Annotated in this window: 14 protein-coding genes and 1 riboswitch; of the genes, 6 read left to right on the forward strand and 8 right to left on the reverse strand. The window is 67.0% G+C overall.

Annotated elements, in window-relative coordinates:
- The first annotated feature begins 114 nt into the window (after positions 1–114).
- Positions 115–2667, forward strand: coding sequence for a S15 peptidase family protein (locus ACNUDN_RS04330; protein WP_419120802.1), 2553 nt, complete (start codon positions 115–117; stop codon positions 2665–2667).
- Between the two features lie 78 nt (positions 2668–2745).
- Here the strand turns inward: ACNUDN_RS04330 and ACNUDN_RS04335 are convergent, their stop codons facing one another.
- Complete coding sequence (locus tag ACNUDN_RS04335; protein WP_419120803.1) at positions 2746–5625, reverse strand: MMPL/RND family transporter; 2880 nt, start codon at positions 5623–5625, stop codon at positions 2746–2748.
- Entirely contained in the window at positions 5622–6047 is a 426-nt protein-coding gene (locus tag ACNUDN_RS04340; RefSeq protein WP_419120804.1) for an MmpS family transport accessory protein, read from the reverse strand. The genes ACNUDN_RS04335 and ACNUDN_RS04340 overlap by 4 nt, the downstream gene beginning before the upstream one ends.
- A 628-nt stretch (positions 6048–6675) precedes the next feature.
- Here ACNUDN_RS04340 and ACNUDN_RS04345 point away from each other — a divergent pair.
- Entirely contained in the window at positions 6676–7356 is a 681-nt protein-coding gene (locus tag ACNUDN_RS04345) for a TetR/AcrR family transcriptional regulator (protein ID WP_419120805.1), read from the forward strand.
- A gap of 161 nt (positions 7357–7517) precedes the next feature.
- Here the strand turns inward: ACNUDN_RS04345 and ACNUDN_RS04350 are convergent, their stop codons facing one another.
- From ACNUDN_RS04350 to ACNUDN_RS04365, 4 genes are all read right to left on the reverse strand, one after another.
- On the reverse strand, positions 7518–8471 hold the full coding sequence (locus tag ACNUDN_RS04350; RefSeq protein WP_419120806.1) for an SDR family oxidoreductase: 954 nt from the start codon (positions 8469–8471) through the stop codon (positions 7518–7520).
- Positions 8472–8500: 29 nt separating this feature from the next.
- The gene (locus ACNUDN_RS04355) at positions 8501–9394 is read right to left on the reverse strand and encodes a helix-turn-helix transcriptional regulator (RefSeq protein WP_419120807.1); all 894 of its coding nucleotides are present in this window, start codon (positions 9392–9394) and stop codon (positions 8501–8503) included.
- Between the two features lie 84 nt (positions 9395–9478).
- On the reverse strand, positions 9479–9847 hold the full coding sequence (gene crcB / locus ACNUDN_RS04360) for a fluoride efflux transporter CrcB (RefSeq protein ID WP_419120808.1): 369 nt from the start codon (positions 9845–9847) through the stop codon (positions 9479–9481).
- A complete protein-coding gene (locus tag ACNUDN_RS04365) occupies positions 9844–10347 on the reverse strand; it encodes a fluoride efflux transporter FluC (protein ID WP_419120809.1) in 504 nt (167 codons plus the stop codon). The genes crcB and ACNUDN_RS04365 overlap by 4 nt, the downstream gene beginning before the upstream one ends.
- A 117-nt stretch (positions 10348–10464) precedes the next feature.
- Positions 10465–10538, reverse strand: a riboswitch (Fluoride riboswitch).
- Between the two features lie 108 nt (positions 10539–10646).
- On the opposite strand from ACNUDN_RS04365, the gene ACNUDN_RS04370 reads away from it, so the two are divergent.
- From ACNUDN_RS04370 to ACNUDN_RS04385, 4 genes are all read left to right on the forward strand, one after another.
- Positions 10647–12017, forward strand: a complete 1371-nt coding sequence (locus tag ACNUDN_RS04370; protein WP_419120810.1) for a WS/DGAT/MGAT family O-acyltransferase — start codon at positions 10647–10649, stop codon at positions 12015–12017.
- A 75-nt stretch (positions 12018–12092) separates the two neighbouring features.
- Complete coding sequence (locus tag ACNUDN_RS04375; RefSeq protein WP_419120811.1) at positions 12093–13589, forward strand: serine/threonine-protein kinase; 1497 nt, start codon at positions 12093–12095, stop codon at positions 13587–13589.
- A 229-nt stretch (positions 13590–13818) separates the two neighbouring features.
- Complete coding sequence (locus ACNUDN_RS04380; RefSeq protein ID WP_419120812.1) at positions 13819–14628, forward strand: DUF1206 domain-containing protein; 810 nt, start codon at positions 13819–13821, stop codon at positions 14626–14628.
- Between the two features lie 188 nt (positions 14629–14816).
- Entirely contained in the window at positions 14817–15962 is a 1146-nt protein-coding gene (locus tag ACNUDN_RS04385; protein ID WP_419120813.1) for a serine hydrolase domain-containing protein, read from the forward strand.
- Positions 15963–16172: 210 nt separating this feature from the next.
- Here ACNUDN_RS04385 and ACNUDN_RS04390 read toward each other — a convergent pair whose 3' ends face one another.
- Positions 16173–17897 carry a hypothetical protein gene (locus tag ACNUDN_RS04390; protein ID WP_419120814.1) on the reverse strand — a complete coding sequence of 575 codons (1725 nt, stop codon included), beginning with the start codon at positions 17895–17897 and terminating at the stop codon, positions 16173–16175.
- 738 nt (positions 17898–18635) lie between these two features.
- Positions 18636–19148 (reverse strand): TetR/AcrR family transcriptional regulator, encoded by a 513-nt coding sequence (locus ACNUDN_RS04395; RefSeq protein WP_419120815.1) that lies wholly within the window; start codon positions 19146–19148, stop codon positions 18636–18638.
- Between the last annotated feature and the right edge of the window lie 296 nt (positions 19149–19444).

Here is a 19444-nt window from a genome sequence, read left to right on the forward strand (position 1 = left end):
ACGCGCCGCAGCGTCACAAGAGAGCCCCGGCCTCGCCGCCAGTAACTGACTCGGGAGTAAGAAATTGCCGAAAGTCCTGCCGGAGGCTGGCGGGGCAGGGTAGACACAGTGCTCATGGGTGCGGGGTCATACGTGGGTCGAGTCGGTGGGTTGGCAGTCGCATTGGGGATCGGCGCGGCGGTGGTCGCCGGCGCGGGCACCGCTTACGCGGACGAAAATTCTGGCCCTTCGGCCTCGGAGTCCAAGGCGCAGTCATCGCAGTCAGCCGGGGCGGCCGCATCGTCGGCAACCACGGGTGATACCGAGAAAAGCGATGGGACAACCGCATCCGAGGATGGCGATCCGGGCGGCGAGAACGACTCAGCCGAGGATGCCGACGAAGACGCGGACGCCGACGCCGACGAGGACGAAGACGGGAACGCCGACGCCGACGCCGACGCGGACACCGACGGGGACGTCGACACCGACGAGGAGTCCGACCAGGATGGGGTCGACGTCGACGCGGACACAGACGGGGACGAATCCGCCCCGGGGCCGGTCGAGGACCGCCCGTCGTCGGGCACCGAGTCGGCCGTCGACGACAGCGAACCGGAGTTCACTGTCGGGGACGAGGTCGTCTCCGGCGATGGGTCGCCGGTCGCCGCGGTCGACAAGCCGGTAGTCGTTGAGCTGCCGGTCGAGGATCAGGCAACCGCCGTCGACGAGTCCACCGACGAGGCGGCACCCGCGACGGTCACCGAGCCGGTCCTCGACGTGCCCAGCGAGGGTGAGCCGGCCTCGGTGGTGCCCGCTGACACCGAGACCAGAGAGCTCTCGGATGCAACGTTGCCCGAACAGTCCTCCGACACCGGGGCGCCCACCCTTCCGGCGCTCGCATCGCTGATGATGTCGGTGTTGGCCGCCGGACGTGAGGCGACCAACGAGACCCCGCAGTCGGTGGGCGATCAGGTGGCCGCCAGCCTGGCCGCCGCCTCCTATCCGATCCCCACCGATGTGGTGGTCGAGGAGTGGACGCCGCCCTTGGAGTGGCTGCAGCGGATCCCGGTGCTGGGGCCGCTGCTGTGGACGCCGGTCGTCGGCGTGATCCACGCAATCCCCTTTGTGGGCGACTTTCTGCACCCGCTGATCGGGTTCCCGATCGACCACTGGGCACCGGAGGGCACTCCGCTGGCGCGCAGCTTCCGGGTGACGTCGTTCGACGGAACCCGCATCTTCGTCAACTTCATGCCCGCAAAAGGCCTGAAGGCCGGTGAAGCGGCGCCGACCGTGCTCAACGGGCCGGGTCTGGGTCTGCCGGGCGCCACCACGCTGAACCTGACCAAGGACGGTTTTCTGCCCAATGACGTGATCGGCATCGGCGCGCTGCGGGCGGCCGGCTACAACGTGGTGACCTGGGATCCGCGCGGAGAGTGGCGGTCCGAGGGCGTGATGCACCTCAACTCCCCGGACCTCGAGGGACGCGACATGTCGCACATCATCAGCTATCTGGCGACGCTGCCCGAGGTTGCGCTGGACGCCGTCAACGACCCGAAGATCGGGATGACCGGTGCGTCATACGGCGGCGGTATCCAATTGGCCACCGCCGCAATCGATCACCGGATCGACGCCATCGTGCCGACCATCTCGTGGAACAACCTCGTCGATGTGCTGTTTCCGCGCGGAGCGGTGAACAGCGGTTGGGGGACGATCCTTCCGACCGTGCTGGCGCTGACACTGGCCCGTGAGCACCCCCGGATCTTCCCGGTGGCGATCATGGGTGTGCTGTTCGGAATCGCGCAGCAGTCCGACATCGACCTGGTGGAAAGCTTCAGCTACGCCGATCAGATCCAGGACATCACCGCACCCACACTGTTGATTCAGGGGACCGTCGACACGTTGTTCACGTTGAGTCAGGCGCACGCCAACGCGGTGGGTCTGATCGAGGCGGGAACCACCACCAAGGTGGTGTGGTACTGCGGCGGGCACGGGGCGTGTCTGAGCGACCGCAACGACGGCTCGGTGGTCATCGACCGCACCCTGGGGTGGCTGGACCGCTACGTCAAGGGTGACGAAAGCGTCGACACCGGGGCACAGTTCGAATGGGTGGACCAGAACGGCCAGTGGTACGCGTCCAAGGAGTACCCGGCCCAGGGTTCGGCCGGTGTCATCGAGGCGATTCGCAGTCAGCGCAAGACGCTGCTGTATGTCCCGTTCGTCGGCGGGTCGGGACCGAATCCGCTCATCATCACGCGGGGCCTGATCGCGACGTTGCTCGGGTTGCCGTCGGCGGCGCCTGCGGTCAACGCGGTGAACCTGCGGGTGCCCGATGTTGCCGTCGACACCCACATCGTCGGGGCGCCGGAGCTGACACTGACGTACTCGGGAACCGGGACGGCCAAGCATGTGTACGCCCAGATCGTCGACGACGCAACGGGTCTGGTGCTCGGCAATCAGGCCACTCCGATCCCTGTCGAGCTGGACGGCGAGACCCGCACGGTGACCTTCTCGATGGAGCAGGTGGCGCACACCCTCAAGCCGGGGCAGTCGGTGACGGTGCAGATCGTGACCTCGACGTTCTCGTTCCTGAACTTCTACTCGTGGGGCAGCGTGACGGTCGAGGGTATGTCGGTCAAGCTGCCGACGGTCCACGCAGCTTCGGCGGCGGCCGAGGTGACTCTCGCGGCCTAGTTCTGAATCCGGCGGACACGGTCGCCGCCGTGAGGGTCATCAGCACGGCCCGCATCACCGATCGGACGTTGTGCCCGGTCACGTCCTCATCGCTGCGGCGACGCCGCGCGGCCAGGGTTGAGGCTTCGGTCGTTGCCGCACATGCATCGGCCACCAGAACCATTTGCCCATCAGAGCCGCGATGGACGGTGTCATCAGCGAGCGTACGACCAGCGTGTCGAAGAGCAGCCCGAGTCCGATGGTGGTGCCCACCTGGCCGATGACGATCATGTCGCTGACGATCATGCCGATCATCGTGAAGGCGAACACGAATCCCGCTGCGGTGACCACAGATCCGGTGCCGGCCATGGACCGGATGATTCCGGTGTTCACTCCGGCGTGCAGCTCCTCCTTCATGCGCGACACCAGCAGTAGGTTGTAATCCGCGCCGACGGCAAGTAGCACGATCACCGACATGGGCAACACCATCCAGCCCAGCGGGATCCCGATGATGTGCTGCCACAGAAGAACTGACAGACCGAACGACGTGCCCAGGCTCAACACCACGGTGCCGACGATGACGGCGGCAGCCGCGACGGCCCGGGTGAGGATCACCATGATCAGGAAGATCAGGATCAGCGATGCCACGGCGGCGATCAGCAGGTCGTAGTCGGCACCCTGCTGCATGTCTTTGTACATCGCGGCGCTGCCCCCGACATAGACCGTGGAGCCCTCCAGCGGCGTGCCTTTGATGGCATCGGCCGCCGCGACGCGCAGCGGATCGATGCGGGCGGTGCCTGCTTCGGTCAACGGGTCACCTTGATGGAACACGGTGAAGCGCACTGCTTTCCCGTCCGGGGACATGAACAGTTTGATGCCCCGCTGGAAGTCGGCGGTCTGGAACGCCTCCGGCGGAAGGTAGAACGTGTCGTCGTTGCGGGCGGTGTCGAACGCCTCGCCCATCGCCGTGGTGTCCTCCTGCATGGCGATGTTCTGATCCTGCTGCATCTTCTGCGCCTGGTATTGATTCAGCATGATCTGCTTCTGGTTCTTCATCGTCTGGATCATCGCGGGCATAAGGGCCGCCATCTGCGGCGTCAGTTGCGCCATCCGCTCGATACTGGGTACCAGCTCGGCGAAATCGTCGGACATCGTGCTGATGCCGTCGAGGCTGTCGAACACCGAACGCAGCGCCCAGCACATCGGGATGTTGTAGCAGTGCGGTTCCCAATAGAAGTAGTTGCGCAACGGCCGGAACTGATCGTCGAAATCCGCCAGGTGGTCCCGGACTTCGTTGAGGTTCGCCGACGTGTCCTTCATCTTGTCGGCCATCTCGCGGGTGACCTCAGACAGCTCCAGGGTGATCCGCTGCATCTCCTCCATCGAGTCGATGGTCACCTGCATCTCATTGGCCTGCTGCAAGGTGTTCTCCAACACGGTCTGCTGGAAATCGTTGTTCATGATCTGCCCGTTGCCGCTCTGGCTGATGGTGTACGCCAGCGACGCGTGCTTGATCGGCTTCCCGTCCGGGCGGGTGATCGTGGTGACCGAAGCGATTCCGTGCACCCGGGTCAACGCCTTGGCGATCTTCTCGATCACCAGGAAGTCCGCCGGGTTGCGCATATCGTGATCCGATTCGACCATCACCAGATCGGGATTCATCTTGGCGTCGGAGAAGTGCCGGTCGGCCGCGGCGTAACCCACGTTGGCGGGCACCCCGTCGGGCAGATAGATGCGGTCGTTGTAATTGGTGTGGTAACCGGGCAGGGCCAGCAGGCCGACCAGGCACAGCACGGTGGCCATCACCAGCACCGCGCCGGGCCAGCGGACGGTCGCCGACCCGAGTTTGCGCCAGCCTCGTGCCCGCCCATTTCCCTTGGGCTCCAGCACGTTGCCGAACCGCGTCACGATCGAGATCAGCGCCGGACCCAGGGTCAGCGCCGCGGCCACCACGATGATCATGCCGATGGCCAGCGGGAAACCCATGCTCTGGAAGTACGGCAGCCGGGTGAAGTGCAGGCAGGCGGTCGCACCGGCGATCGTCAGTCCCGAAGCCAGCACCACGTGGGTGGTGCCGTGAAACATGTCGTAGTAGGCCGACTCTCGGTCCATCCCCGATCGTCGGGCCCCTTGGTATCGCCCGATCAGAAAGATCGCGTAATCGGTGGCGGCGGCGATGGCCAGAGTCACCACCATGCTGGTGGCGAAGGTGGTGAGCCCGAAAACCTGGTAGTACCCGAGGAAAGAGACGATGCCGCGGGCCGACAACAGGCCGACGAAGACCATCGCCATGGTGACGACCGTCGTGACGACCGATCGGTAGATGATCAGCAGCATCACGATGATGATGCCGATCGTCACCGACTCGATCGTCCTCATACTGGCGTCGCCGACGATGTTCTGATCGGTGGTCAGCGCCGCCGGGCCGGTGACATAGGCGCTGACCCCAGCGGGCGCCTGGTTGCGGTCGACGATGGCCCGCACGGCGTGCACCGATTCGTTGGCCAGGGTCTCACCCTGGTCACCGGCGATGTAGACCTGCACGTAGGCAGCCTTGCCGTCGATGCTCTGCGCGCCGGCCGCGGTCAGGGTGTCACCCCAGAAGTCCTGCACGTGCTGCACATGCTCGGTGTCGGCGTTGAGCTGGCGAACCACCTCGTCGTAGAACGCGTGCGCGTCCGGACCGAGGGGCTCCTCGCCTTCGACGACGATCATCACCGAGCTGGAGGTGTCGTACTCCTCGAACTTCTCGCCGACGTGCTTGGTCGCGATCAGCGCGGGCGCATCGTTGGGGCTCATCGACACCGCGCGCAGCTTGCCGACCTCCTCGAGCTGCGGCACGACGGTGTTGAGCAGCGCGACGATGGCGATCCAGGCCAGCACGATAGGCACGGCGAATGTGCGGATGAAGCGCGGCAGCTTCGGGCGGGCGGGGGCCGCGTGCCGCGCCGGCGGGAGGGCGTCGGTGAACGTGGTCATGCTGCCTTCACCAGGCAGTAGGTGGCGGCGTTCAAGCCCTCGGCCGTCCTCTCGTCCTTCACCTCGTCATCGACGGTGACCCGGCAGGTGATGGATTGACCGTCGCCCTGAGCCATGATGTTCGGCATCACCGACGGCAACGTCGTCTCCAGGGTCAGTGACCAGGGCAGACTCACCTCGCCGGTGCGCTGTGGTTTTCCGTCCAGGTCGGCGTAGTTGATGGTCGCGGTGGAGCCGGTGCCGAAGATCTCGTACGTGACGACCTTGGGGTTGAAGTTCTCGGCGGTGTCGGCGTCCACCGGCGTGACGATGGCCTTGTCCGAGCCGAACACCGACCGCAGATTCGCCACCGTCACGGCACCGAGTGCCACCGCGGCGATCACCAGCACGGGCAGCCAGACCCGCTTGACAACGGTGATCACCGCGCGCGCCGGGTGCGATCGGCACAGCCGGGCAACGGCATTCTGGGAAAATCTCTGCGCGCGAAAGCTGCAGGCAAAGTCATGCCTTTCGACGAGGGACTCCGCAAGCCGCCAGCAGGCATGCGATCTGTTAGGCAATCTATGCGCACAACCGGATAGCGTCAATCCGGTTATAGCGTTATGGTAAGGCACATCACGAAATTGGGTTTCGTGGTTGACAAACTCTGCCGTGGTCTGATCACGGATGCCGGGCGCATCAGCGGCGCGTGCTCACCGCTGCGGGCGAGGTGGCCTGTCTGTCGGAAGCAGCTGTGCGACAGGAGGATTCGTGGGAGGGGTTCGTTCGGCTCGTCGAGCACCAGTGTCTCACCGGAACCGGCCGGGGGCTTTACGGTCTACAGCAAGACCGACGGCGGCAACTGTGGGAAGCGCGTCCGCGCGCGGCTGGTCCTGCTGATGAAGCTGGTGGGAACGAGCGCGGCGTGACGGATGCCTGCGCCCGGACATCGCGCCCGTGGTCCTTCGCGGGGTGGTCCTCCGCGGGTCATCGGGCTGCTGGCCGGCGCCGTCGGCGAGATCCTGAGCTGAGGCGGCTATCCGCTCGGCAGCCCTCCGTACACTCGGCGACATGAGTGCTGGGGATCCCGAGGCGGCGGGCCTGCGCAAGGATGCCGAGCGCAATCGACGGAAGATCATCGAAGCCGCCCGCGAACTCTGCGCCACCCGCGGGCTGGAGGCCACGTTGAACGAGGTGGCCCACCATGCCAACCTGGGAGTCGGCACGGTGTACCGGCGCTTCCCGACCAAGGACGCCTTGTTCGAGGCCATCTTCGAGAACGGGATCGATCAGCTCGTCGCGCTCGCCGACACCGCGCTGGAGGCCGAGGACTCGTGGGAGGGTTTCGCCTGGTTGGTGTGGCAGCTCTGTGAGGTGACGGCGACGGACCGCGGTCTGCGTGAGGTCGCCTTCAGCAAGGCCTACTGCGGGCGCCGGGTGGACGTCGGCCGGACGCGGCTGCATCCGCGCATCGCCAAGCTCGTCGACCGGGCCAAGCGCGACGGTTATCTACGGCCCGAGGTGTCGGCGACCGATATGCCGCTGTTGGGTCTGATGGCGGGGACGGTCAGCGAGTACGCCGGCGACGTGTCGGCCGACCTGTGGCGGCGCTATGTCGCGATCCTGTTGCAGGGGATGCGCTGTCGACCGGGCCAGGAGCGCCTGCCGGTCAACGCGCTCAGCCAAGACGGGCTGGAGTCCGCGATGAACTGCTGGGCCCCCACCGGTGCTGTGGAGTCGGACGCCCCCTAGTCGCTCGTCCGCTTGGCTGCTCGCTCGGTCCGCTTGGCTGGCGAGCCGCTCGGTCCGCTTAGCTGCCGAAATTGCGTCCACGGTCGTGTGGCCTGGCAGATCACGACCCTGGCCGCAATCTCGGCGGCTAAAGCCTCGGCGGCTAAGGCTAAGGCCCCGGCCTAAGCCTCGGCGCGCGGTAGCGCGAACTGCACCCCGACGAGCCGCTCGGACACCGACCAGAGCCGGGCGGCATCGGCCGCGTCGCGCGCCGGGCGATACACCTGCTGCTCGGCGGGGGCTCCGCTGAGATGCTGGAAACCGCTGGGCCCGTAGAATTTACCGCCCTCGGCGTCAGGGTGGGTGGCGGCGAACAGCGCGGGCAGCAGACCCTGATCGACGGTCTGGGTGAGGATCCCGAGCCCGGCGAGGCGGCGGATCAGCCGGACGCTGAGCGTATCTCCGGTGCGACCCATATGTGGCTGGGCTGCAAGCAGATTGGTGGCCGTCACGCCGGGATGCGAGACGTTGCTGCTGATGCCCCAGCCCGCCTGCCTGCTGCGGCGGTCCAGTTCCAGCCCGAACATCAGGTTCGCGATCTTGGACTGGCTGTAGGCCTTGGCCACCGCGTAGGACTTCTCGAAGTTGAGGTCCTCCCAGTTGATCGCGTTGCGCGCCGCCGAGATGCTCGACTGCGTCGTCACCCGCGCACCACCGGCTCTCAGCAGCGGAAACAGCCGCGCGGTCAGCGCGAAGTGTCCGAGATGATTGGTGCCCCACTGTAGTTCGAAACCATCGGCGGTGCTCTGGCGCCGGGGCGGGTTCATCACCCCGGCGTTGTTGATCAGCAGGTGGATGGGCCGGCCCTCGGTGAGCAGCTCGTCGGCGAACTCGGCGACCGACTGTAGCGACGACAGGTCCATCCGGCGGGTGTCGACCCGGGCTCCGGGTGTCGCGGCGCGGATGCTCTCGGCGGCGCGCCTGCCTTTGTCGGCGTTGCGCACCGGCAGGATCACCTCGGCGCCCGCGGCCGCCAGCCGGCCGGCCAGTCCGAAGCCGATTCCGTCGCTGCCGCCGGTGATCACGGCCGATTTGCCGTGCAGATCGGGTACGTCCACTGTGGCTTTACGTGTCATGTCGTCCACTGTGGCGAAGTCCCGGAACGTTATTCAGGGACTGTCGATCCGTTGATCGCGGAGCCGACCGAAACGCCCTGCGGGCCGTCGCGCAGATAGGACTGCGGGTCCGCGCCCAGGGCGGCGAGCTTCGCGTGACTCGGTGTCCCGGGTTCGGCGGTGAACACCAGCAGCGTGTGCAGCTGGGTGGGGTCGTGCAGGATCTGGCACTGCACCTCGAGCACTCCGAGCGCCGGATGCACCAGACGCTTGTCGAGTTCGTGCGCCGCGCCCACCAGGTGCTGTTTCCACAGGTCGGTGAACTCGTCGCTGCGGCTGAGCAGGTCGTCGACGATCTGGGCCGCTCGCGAGCCGGCCCCGTCCCGGGTGTAGCCCATCCGGGCCGCGGCGACGTAGTTGCGTCCGATCGCGGCGTGGTCCTCCGCCGGATATATCGCGCGCGAGGTGGGGTCGGTGAACCAGCGGTACAGGACGCTGCGCGCCAGCCCCCGGTGGACGGTCTGGTCGCCGAGCAGGGCCCGGGCCGCGGAGGTCTGCACCAGCGTTTCGCCGAGTGCCGACATCACCTGCGCCGGCGTGTCGGCGAGCCGCTCGAGGATACGCATCGTGGCGGTGCTGACGTGTTCACCGACGGCGGTGCGCGCGGGTGCGTTGTGGCCGGCCAGCAGGAACAGGTGGTCACGCTCGTCCAGTGTCAGACGCAGCGCACGCGCCAGCGAGGCGAGCACATCCGTCGACGGCTGCGGCCCACGCCGCTGCTCCATCCGGCTGTAGTAGTCGGTCGAGATCATCGCCAGTGCGGCGACCTCCTCACGCCGGAGTCCCGCGGCACGGCGGCGCTGGCCGTTGGGCAGGCCGACGTCCGCGGGGGTCAGCGCTTCGCGCCGGGTGCGCAGGAAGTCGGCCAACTGTCGTTGGTCCATCGGCTCAGTCTTCCCGCAGCCGGCGAGGTGTGCCAGGGATCGGCAAACCCCCTCAACTCCGGCGCCGGGACGGAGCCGCTTCGCTTACAGCGCCCACACCAGACCCAGCCCGGCGGCGCAGGCGAGCACCGAGGCGACCAGCGAACCCAGCGCGTTCGACAGCGCGCGCAGTCGCTGCTTCTGCTGCACCAATCGCACCGTTTCGAAGCTCGCGGTGCTGAACGTCGTGTAACCCCCGCAGAAGCCGGTGCCGAGGACGGTCTGCCAGGCCGTGGGCTGCCCGTGAAACAGCACCAGGGCAGCCAGCACACCCAGCAGGAACGACCCGGAAACGTTGATGCCGAACGTGGCCCAGGGAAACGGCGAGGACCACCGGCGTTTGACCGCGGCATCGATGACGAACCGGGTCACCGCGCCGAGTGCCCCGCAGACCAGGGTGAGCGCGACGATCATGCCGGCGCCCTCCGGGCGTGGGCCCCCGACGCGACCACGATTCCCAGCCAGGCCAGCACCGCTCCGGCGATCACGCTGGCCAGACCGTAGGCGGCCGCCACGGTGACGTCGGCGTGCGTCCCCAGCATCGAGATCTCCAGCGACAAGGTGCTGTAGGTGGTGAAGGCTCCGCAGCCGCCGGTGCCGGCGAAAAGCCGGGCCCGCCGGCGCCAGCCCGCGTCGTCGCCCGCGCGGGCCAACCCCTCCAGCAGCGTGCCCAACAGGAACGCGCCGACAAGGTTGACCAGAAACGTCCCCCACGGCCACTGGGTCGGGTCGTGCGGCAACAGCTCCTCCACCCAGTACCGGAGCGCGGTGCCGACGATGCCGCCACCGAAGACCCACAGCAGGGCGGCCGGCCGTCGATGCAGCGGCCTGGTGTCGGTGACGTCGGGATCGGTGGGCAGTTCCGAGTACGGGTCTGAGGGCCGATCGTCCGGTTCGGCCGCCTGCGCACTCATGAACGCACCCCTCGACGACGACGGTGGGAAGTAGTCGCTGCCACCGCCGGCTCAGCGGTGCCGGACGATCCAGCAGATCGCGGTACAAAGTACACGGGCAGCTCCCAGCCAACGTCTCGATTGGTAGGAACCATCAGCCCGTGGGCGGTTCGAGCGTCGTCGCTCCGGCGAGATCCATCACCGTCACGCAGCACGTTACCGGGCAACCGAGATGCCGCAAGCGCGACGCTCTCGGACCCGGGCCGTCACCCGAGGTACCCGCGGTTTGATCCAGATCACACTGTGGGTACCTCGGGGTGATGGAACGGCTCAGTGGCCTGGACGCGGGTCTGTTGTACAGCGAGTCGGCGACGGTGCCGATGCATGTCTGCTCGATCGTCGAACTCGACACCTCGACGGTTCCCGGTGGCTACACCTTCGAGCGGTTCCGCGACGAACTGGCCACCCGGATCCCGGCGCTGCCGGAGTTCCGGGCGAAGATCGCCGACAGCCAGCTGAACCTGGACCATCCGGTGTGGGTGGAGGACAAGGACTTTGACCTGTCGCGGCATCTAAACCGGATCGCGTTGCCCTCCCCGGGCGGGCCCGACGAACTGGGTCAGGTGTGCGGCCATATCGCCTCCGTCCCGTTGGACCGCAGCAAGCCGCTGTGGGAGATGTGGGTGATCGAGGGCTGCGCCAAGCCCGACAACCTGGCGTTGATGATCAAGGTGCACCACGCCGCGGTCGACGGCGTGTCGGCGGCGAACCTGCTCAACCAGCTGTGCGACGTCGAACCGGACGCGCCGCCGCCCGATCCGGTGGACGGGCCCGGGGACGCGTCAGCATGGGCGATCTCCGCCGACGGGTTCTTTCGGTTCGTCACCCGGCCCTGGCAGCTGACCAAGGTGATCCCGGAAACGGCCGTGATGCTGGCCAAGACCGTGGGTCGCGCGGTCACCGGCACCGCGATGGCGGCGCCGTTCTCGGCGCCGGCGACCCGGTTCAACGCCGAGCTGACCTCCGAGCGGGCCGTCGCGTTGATGCAGCTGGATCTCGACGACGTCAAGAAGGTCAAGAACCACTGCGACGTCAAGGTCAACGACGTGGTGATGGCGCTGTGTGCCGGCGCGCTGCGCGGCTACCTGTCCGACCGCGACGAGCTGCCGGACAAGCCGCTGATCGCGGTGGTTCCGGCCTCGGTGCACGGCCAGTCCGACCGCCCGGGCCGCAACCAGCTCTCCGGCATGTTCTGCAATCTGCACACCGACGTCGCCGATTCGTGGGAGCGGCTGCATCTGATCGCCGAATCCGATGTGCGGGCCAAGGAGCACAGCGCGTCTCTTGGCCCGACGCTGCTGGTGGATCTGGCGCAGAGCCTCTCGCGTGGCGCGTTCACCTGGCTGATGGGTCTTGCCTCGCACACCCCGTTGACCCACACCGCGATCCACAACGTGATCATCTCCAACGTGGCCGGGCCGCCGACAAAGCTGTACAGCTGCGGCGCGGAGGTCACCGCGCTCTTCCCGCTGGGTCCGATCTTCCACGGCTCAGGGCTCAACATCACGGTGATGTCGCTGGGTGACACACTCAACATCGGCATCATCTCGTGCCCGCACCTGGTCGACGACCTCTGGGACCTGGCGCATCGCTTCGACAGCGAGCTGAAGGAGCTGCTCAGCCGCTGCTGACCGTCGTGCGGTTAGGACCGCGGGCGATTCGGGAAACCTAGTCGTCGCTGCCGGTCGACGACGGAAGGATTGCATGTGAGCACCCCGAAGGGCGGCGCTCGGCTGGGCACCCGGTTCGGGCCCTATGAGCTGCAGTCGGTGATCGGGGTCGGGGGAATGGGCGAGGTGTACCGCGCCTACGACACCGCGCGTGAGCGCATGGTGGCGATCAAGCTGCTGCGCCCGGAGATGGCCGCCGATCGCAGCTTCCAGGACCGGTTCCGCCGGGAGTCGCGCGTCGCGGCCCGGCTGCAGGAGCCGCATGTGATCCCGGTGCACGATTTCGGCGAGATCGACGGTGTGCTCTATATCGACATGCGCCTGGTCGAGGGCGCCAGCCTCAAGGAGGTACTGCGCACGCAGGGGGCGCTGCCGCCGGCGCGCGCGGTGGCCATTGTGCGCCAGGTGGCGGCGGCGCTGGACGCCGCGCACGCCAACGGTCTGGTGCACCGGGACATCAAGCCGGAGAATGTGTTGCTGACCCCGGATGACTTCGCCTACCTGGTGGACTTCGGCATCGCGCACGGCGGTGGCGAGGCGTCGGTGACGTCGACGGGTCTGGTGGTCGGGTCCAGTGCGTACATGGCGCCGGAGCGGTTCGGCGGGGAGCGGGGCGGGCCGGCCTCCGATGTGTATTCGCTGGCGTGTCTGCTCTACGAAGCGCTGACCGGGCGGGCGCCGTTCGAGGCCGCCGACGTGCGCCAGGTGTGGAGCGCGCACATGTTCGCGCCGCCGCCGCGCCCGAGCATCATGCGCCGCGGAGTCGGCCGCGCGTTCGACGACGTCGTCGCGCGCGGTATGGCCAAACAGCCGCAGGACCGGTACCCGTCGGCGGGCGAGCTGGCACGCGCTGCCGACGCGGCGGTGAGCGCACCGAGCGTGTCCGCTCCTGCGAGTCCAGCCCCGGTATCGCCGAGTTCGGCGCTGTTCGCGCCCGCGCCTGCGCAGCCGCCGTCGACGCGGCAGTACTCGGCGGTGCACCCGACCCCGCCGCCGCGGCCGATGCCGGCCAAACGCAAGTTCGGCACCGGGCAGGTGGCGCTGGTGATCGGGACCATCGTGATGTTCACCGCGGCGGTGGTACTCGCCGCGGTGCTGGTGTTCACCGGCGGGGAGACCGGGTCGACGCAACCGAGGATCGCGGCACCGTCGCCGTCACCGGAGACGAGCGCACCGGCCGAGGAGACCACATCGCCGCAGCCGACATCCGGCGTATCGGGCACGGATTCCCAAGGCTTCGTGGGGCATTCGGCGCGATGCGCTTCGGGCAGTGCGCCGGCCGCGCTGATTCGGACGGCACAGTCGCTGGCGGTGATCTGCGAGAGCGGCGACGGCGGCTACTACTACCGCGGGGAGCGGCTGCGCGACGGCGCCAACCGGGAGATCCAGGGTGCACAGCGGTCCGGGAACGGATTCGTCGTCACCGGATCCGACGGTGCGCGTTACGACGTGCAGCCGGATCGGTTGACCATCTCCAGTAACGGCAGGGTGGACTCGTCGGAACCGGCTCTGGAGTACGGTTCGGCCGACTGAGCCAGCGGGGTCGCTGTTAGGCGCCGAGCGGTCGCTGTTAGGCGCCGAGCCGGTCGCTGTTAGGCGCCGAGATTGGCGCCAGGGCCGTGTCGGCGGGCAATCGACGGCCCTCAACGCAATCTCGACGCGTAGGACGACGCGTGGGACGGCGGGAGCGTCGGGGCAGTTTCAGTGGCAGACCCGCTGGGTAGCCGATGCCGGTGTTGCGGCAGGGCATGGTCACCGAAGAATGAGCTTCAAGGGCGCGGTGAACCGGGCCACCGGAAGCCGCACCGTGGAATGGATCGCGCGCGCCGGCTACCCCGTCAGCGCAGTGCTGCATCTGCTGATCGCCTACATCATCGTGCGGATCGCATTCGGGTTCGGCGGCGAAGCCGACCAGACCGGGGCACTGGCGACCCTGGCCGAACAGCGCGGCGGCGCCCTCTCGTTGTGGATCGTCGCGCTCGGGCTGGTGGCGCTGGCGATGTGGCGGCTGGCCGAAACCGTGCTCGGGCTGCACCCTGGCGAACACACCGACGCTCATATGCGGGAGTCGCCGCTCATCAACCGGCTCAAGGCGTTCGGGCTGGCGGTGGTCTATCTCGCGCTCGCCTTTGCGGCCGTGCAGTTCGCGCTCGGGGTGGGCCGGCAGGGCGGCGACCGCGCCGAAGGTCTGAGCGCGCGGCTGATGCAGTCCGGCGGGGGTACGGCTGTCCTGGTCGCCGTGGGCGTGGCGATTGCGGCGTTCGGCAGCTACTTCGTCTACAAGGGCGCGTCGCGGAAGTTCCTCGGGGACCTGACGGTGCCCGGCGGCCGACTGATCACGGTGCTCGGGGTGTTCGGTCACGTCGGGGAAGGCGTGGTGTTGTTCGCGGCGGGGGTGTCGGTAATCGGCGCGTCCTTCCTGCAGGATCCGAGGCGGGCGAGAGGTTTGGACGCCGCGGTCGAGGCTTTCGGTCGGGGGGAGTTCGGGCAGGCGATCCTGCTGGTCGCCGCAACGGGTTTCGCCGCCTACGGGTTGTACAGCATCGCGTTGACGCGGTACTCGCGGATGTAGCGCGTGCCCTCGCGGGGGCCTGGGTCGACACTTAGGCCGCGAGATTGCGCCCAGGGTCGTGGCCAGTCGACTCGACACGACCCTGGACGCAATGTCGGTCACCGGCGCCGATCAGCGTCTCGGCCCGGGAGGCCTGTCGCCGCGTGCGATGATGGCTCGCGTATCCCGCGAAAGCAAAGGAGCTGGACATGGGGTTTGAGCACATCGACGAGCTGCTGAACGAGGTGACCGCCGACGGGTCGCTGCACGGTGTCGCCGCGACAGTGGTCGGCCGCGACGGCGTCCTCTACGCAGGCGCTGCCGGAGATGCGAAGCCCGACACGATGTTCCGCAACGCATCGATGACCAAGGCCGTCGCCACCACCGCGGCGCTGCAGCTCGTCGAGCAGGGGCGCGTCGACCTGGACGCGTCGGTCGCGTCGATCGTGCCGGCGTTCGGCGAGCTGCAGGTACTCGACCACTCCGAGGGCGGTGAGCTGGTCCTGCGGGAGCCCAAGACCCAGGCGACCGTCCGGAATCTGATGAACCACACCGCCGGGTGCGGCTACCACTTCCTCAACGAGAAGCTCTTCGCCTACTGCGCCGAGAAGAACTTCCCCAACCCGCTCGAGGGCATCAAGAAGAGCCTCAGCGCGCCGCTGGTCCACGATCCCGGCACGGTCTGGGAGTACGGCGTCAGCACCGACTGGCTCGGCATGGTCGTCGAGGCCATCAGCGGCCAGACGCTGGGTGAGTACCTCGCCGAGCACATCTACGGCCCGCTGCGCATGACGGAGTCGACGTTCGACCCGACCGACGAGCAGCGCGCGCGGTTGTTGCCCGTCCGCTTCCGCGCGCCGGACGGGAGCCTGACGGCGACGGAGCTGGACCTGCCGCCTGAGCCGGAGTGGGACGCCGCCGGCCACGGCTCATACGGGACGATCGCCGACTACGGGCGTTTCGTGCGGGCCTGGCTTCGCGGCGGCGAGCTCGACGGCACGCGCATCCTCAAGCAGGAGACGGTGGAGCTGGCGCTGCGCGACCACCTCGACGGGGCGCCGCTGCCCAAGGGGATGGAGCCCACCATCCCCGAGCTGGCCAAACCGGTCGAGCTGCTCGACGTGCCGCAGGGCTGGGGCCTGGGATTCCACCTGTACCTGGTGGACCTGCCCGGCATGCGCAGCGCCGGTTCGGCCGACTGGTCGGGGCTGTTCAACAGCTTCTTCTGGATCGACCGCAAGGCCGGGATCGGCGCCGTGATCGCCACGCAGTTGTTGCCGTTCTTCGACGACAAGATGGTCGAGACGATCCTGCGCTTCGAGGCCGCGGTCTACGCCGAACTCGCCTCGGCCTGAGCTGGCACATTGCTGTCGACGTTGACCGTGGTCCGGTCTTTCCGCGACTCGGGACTGAACGTCGGCCTCACCTCTGCCTGCTGCCCGCAGTTGGTCGACGAGACGTGGGACATGGGCCGGCCGTTTGGAGTCCGAACCAGGTGAGCTGCTCAGCCGTTGCCGAGCGCAGGGCCCGGTCGACACAGGGTCGCCCGGGCCCTCATACACGACTCAGAAGAGGGGTTCGAAATCGTAGGGATCGAAACGGATGAGCGCTGCTGGAATTCCGGCCAACCTTGAGCGGACCTGGCTCTGCCGTTGGCTGATCTGGCGAGCACGCTGAAAAGCGTTGACCCTGACGGTTTCCACTGGCAGTGCAGCGGCAAGATCGGCAAAGTTGACCAATTGCACGGTTGGCATGTAACCGGCGGGGATAGCCGCAGGCAAACCCTGCCATCGGATTTGGAGCAGTCCCGTGGGGTGGCCGGCTGGGTCGATCCAGTTGGCGACTCCGGGATCCTTGAGCGACAGCACGTAGGTGAACGACCCGTCGGCGTTGGCGTGTGCCTGTTCAGCGGACAGGCTCGACGTATGGTTTGCGTAGTTGATCGAGGTATACCAGTCGGTTCCGACCTCAAATCCGAGGTACTCGGCGTCGAACTGATGCACCGTGATCACTAGTGCCTGATCCTTCGTCAGCGAGAAGTTACCCACCGAAGAGCTTTGGCTGGTCAATCCACCTGCGGTAGTGCTCGCTGGAGCCAGGAAATTGGGCGGCAACATCCGGTAGTAGCTTGCAAATCCGTACCAGTAGGGGGCGCCCGCGACGATGTCGGCAGCTGTCTTGGCCGCCATCTGCTCGAACGTCAGGCCGGTCCCCTGTGGATTTCCCGACACGACCTCCACGCTCAGGATCGACGGTTTCTGAACCCAGTTGTTGAGGGTGTCTCGAATGATGAATTGCACTGCTGTTGGGTCCAACTGAATGTAGTTCGGCTGTTCCCCGGCGGCATCGGGCCCGAGCCACAGCTCGAACGTGCCATCCGAGTTCACTTGCATCTGAGTGGTGTCCAGCACTGCGAGTGACTGCGGGGTCTGGCCATTCTCGCCGTAGAAGCCGTTGGTGATCTGGAAGACGACGTATGGGGAACTGTTCATATCGCCGCGGATCACGTAGGTCGCGTTCGGGTCGAGGTTGAAGCCCCGGTAGAAGGTGTCGGGGTTGTCCAAGCCGTACCGCGACCCCATGAACGCGGTGTCGGATAGGACGAGCCCAGCGTTCTGGCCGACAACCTGGATCGCCATGGCGTAGGCGAACTCGGCCACGACCTGATCGAGGATAGCTCGGTTCTGCAGCGCTCCGGCCGAAGTCGTCGCCGACGGTGTCGAAGCCAGATAGGCGATGGCGGACTCGATCGCAGCCTTCACCTCGGGGGTCTTGACCAATGCAGCCGCGGCTCGCCGGACGGCGATGATCTCCGCTGACGCCATCGGATTTGGTTTGATCACTCCAAGATCGGTAAGGATGCCCCGGGCGATCGTGTCCACGATGTAGATCGTCGATCTGATGGGCTGAAACAGCATCCGAACCGGATTGTGGATCATCGCGGTGATGACGTCGCCGATAGCAGCGAAGGTGTATTGCAACGGTCCAGTGTCAGACCTGCGAATGAAGCGATCCAGCACATTGTCAGCTTGCGAGTTCATCGCTGTCGTCAGGGTTTCGGTGACGGCATGCTCGCTCGCGGGGGTTGAGATGGTGTCTACGATGACCTCGCTGTCTGAGATCGGGACAGGCGTGGTGACCTCGGAAGCTGTCGAGACGTCGTCATCGCGGCGCGCCGATGCGATCAAGCCCAGCGGTGCGACGATAGCCGTTGGGTCCGAGGGTTCGGCAGGTTGCAGGTCAGCAACGGCGACTGTCGCGACATCGGGATCGGTCACGTTGTCTTCCACGTCCACAGTGTCGGCGTCCGGATCCGAGTCATCGGTGTCGTCGACCGAGTCGGCGTCCGGATCCGAGTCATCGGTGTCGTCGACCGAGTCGGCGTCCGGATCCGGGTCATCGGTGTCGTCCACAGTGTCGGCGTCCGGATCCGGGTCTGCGTCGGCGTCCACATCACTTGCGTCGGAACCGCTCGCCGACCCCTCTGTGGCGGCTGGGCCTACGCCGCCCGACCGGTGAATGCTGAGGCGGAATTCTCGTGCCGGCTCATCGGCTCCTGTTTTGTTGGAGGAGGGCTCTTCGGCGGAGGACGTCGCTGGCGTCCTCTTCCGATCCGATGCGCCTGCCTTTCGGTCAGGGGTCCGATTGCTGTCGGATGCCGCACCGACCGACGATGATCCTGAGCCCGTCGATGAACTCCGCTCTCCGCCGTCGGTGTCGGCGGACGCAACTCCGGGAATCGCCACCGCCGCGCCGACGCCGAGGAAAAGCGCCAGCGCACCCACTCGGCCGATGAAACGAGCATTGTCTGAACTGCCCGGCCTTCTGACCGTCTGGATTTCTCGCCCCACTGGAGGGCTCCCTTCACTCGATACCGGGTGCGGCCCGGGCGGCCGCGGACCACTCGGGAACATTGCCGCTACAGAGTGTCGCGACAAAGTGTATCGACTGCACGGCGGGGGTGGGCGAGAATGTAGAAATGCGCGACGGATGGTTTCGAAAAGTGGAGCCGCCGTTCGGGCGGGGTGTCAGTGCCGAAGAAGCCCATTGAAGAGGAGGTCGGTCAGCGACTGCGAGTAGCTGTCGAGATCGTCCACTCCGCGTACGCAGCAGGCATGGAAGGCGGCCCCGACGATGGTGTCGAGCAGAGTCTCGGCGTCCACCCGCCGGAATAGCGCGGGGTGCAGGTCGATCAACGCCGAAAGCCCAGCGCTCATCTGTACCCAGTCGGATTCGGCCAATGCGGACTGCGACTCGATGAGGGGGTTGAGGTCGGACAGCAGGCCGGGCATCGCGTGTCGCGCGGCGGGCTGGCCTAGGAAGGCCACGACCCTGCGGACCGCGTGCGCGACCTCGTCGCGGGGATTGTCGCGCATCGCGGTGGATTCGCCGAGTGCGTTCGGGAATACCGCTTCGTATACGACATGGGTCTTACTCGGCCAGCGGCGGTAGACCGCAGTCCTGCTGACACCCGACTCCCGGGCGATCGCGTCGATCGACGTACCTCGGTAGCCGCGCTGGACCAGCAGCTGCCGTGTCACCGCGAGGACCTTCTCGTCGACCTGGGGATCGCGATGCGGCCCGAGTCGATGCCTTGAGACGAGGTGCGCCATACCCCTCCGATCGCGCGTCAGTCGTCACCCGTTAACTGCGGGCAGGAATCCATTCTGCCCGCAGTCACCGTTTCAGGAAGAGGCGGTGTCCGCGGGGCCGCCGAGGCCCCATTCGCCGGTCATCCTCACCCCCGAAATGCGGTCCATGCCGAACTCGCGTCGGCCTGAGCTGTCATTTCACCCGTTTGGCCGCGGCGCGGCGGGCCACAGGACTAGAGAAGAGA

Origin of the sequence: Mycobacterium sp. smrl_JER01 (assembly GCF_048513595.2) — a bacterium.
In the GTDB taxonomy this organism is placed as follows: Bacteria; Actinomycetota; Actinomycetes; order Mycobacteriales; family Mycobacteriaceae; genus Mycobacterium.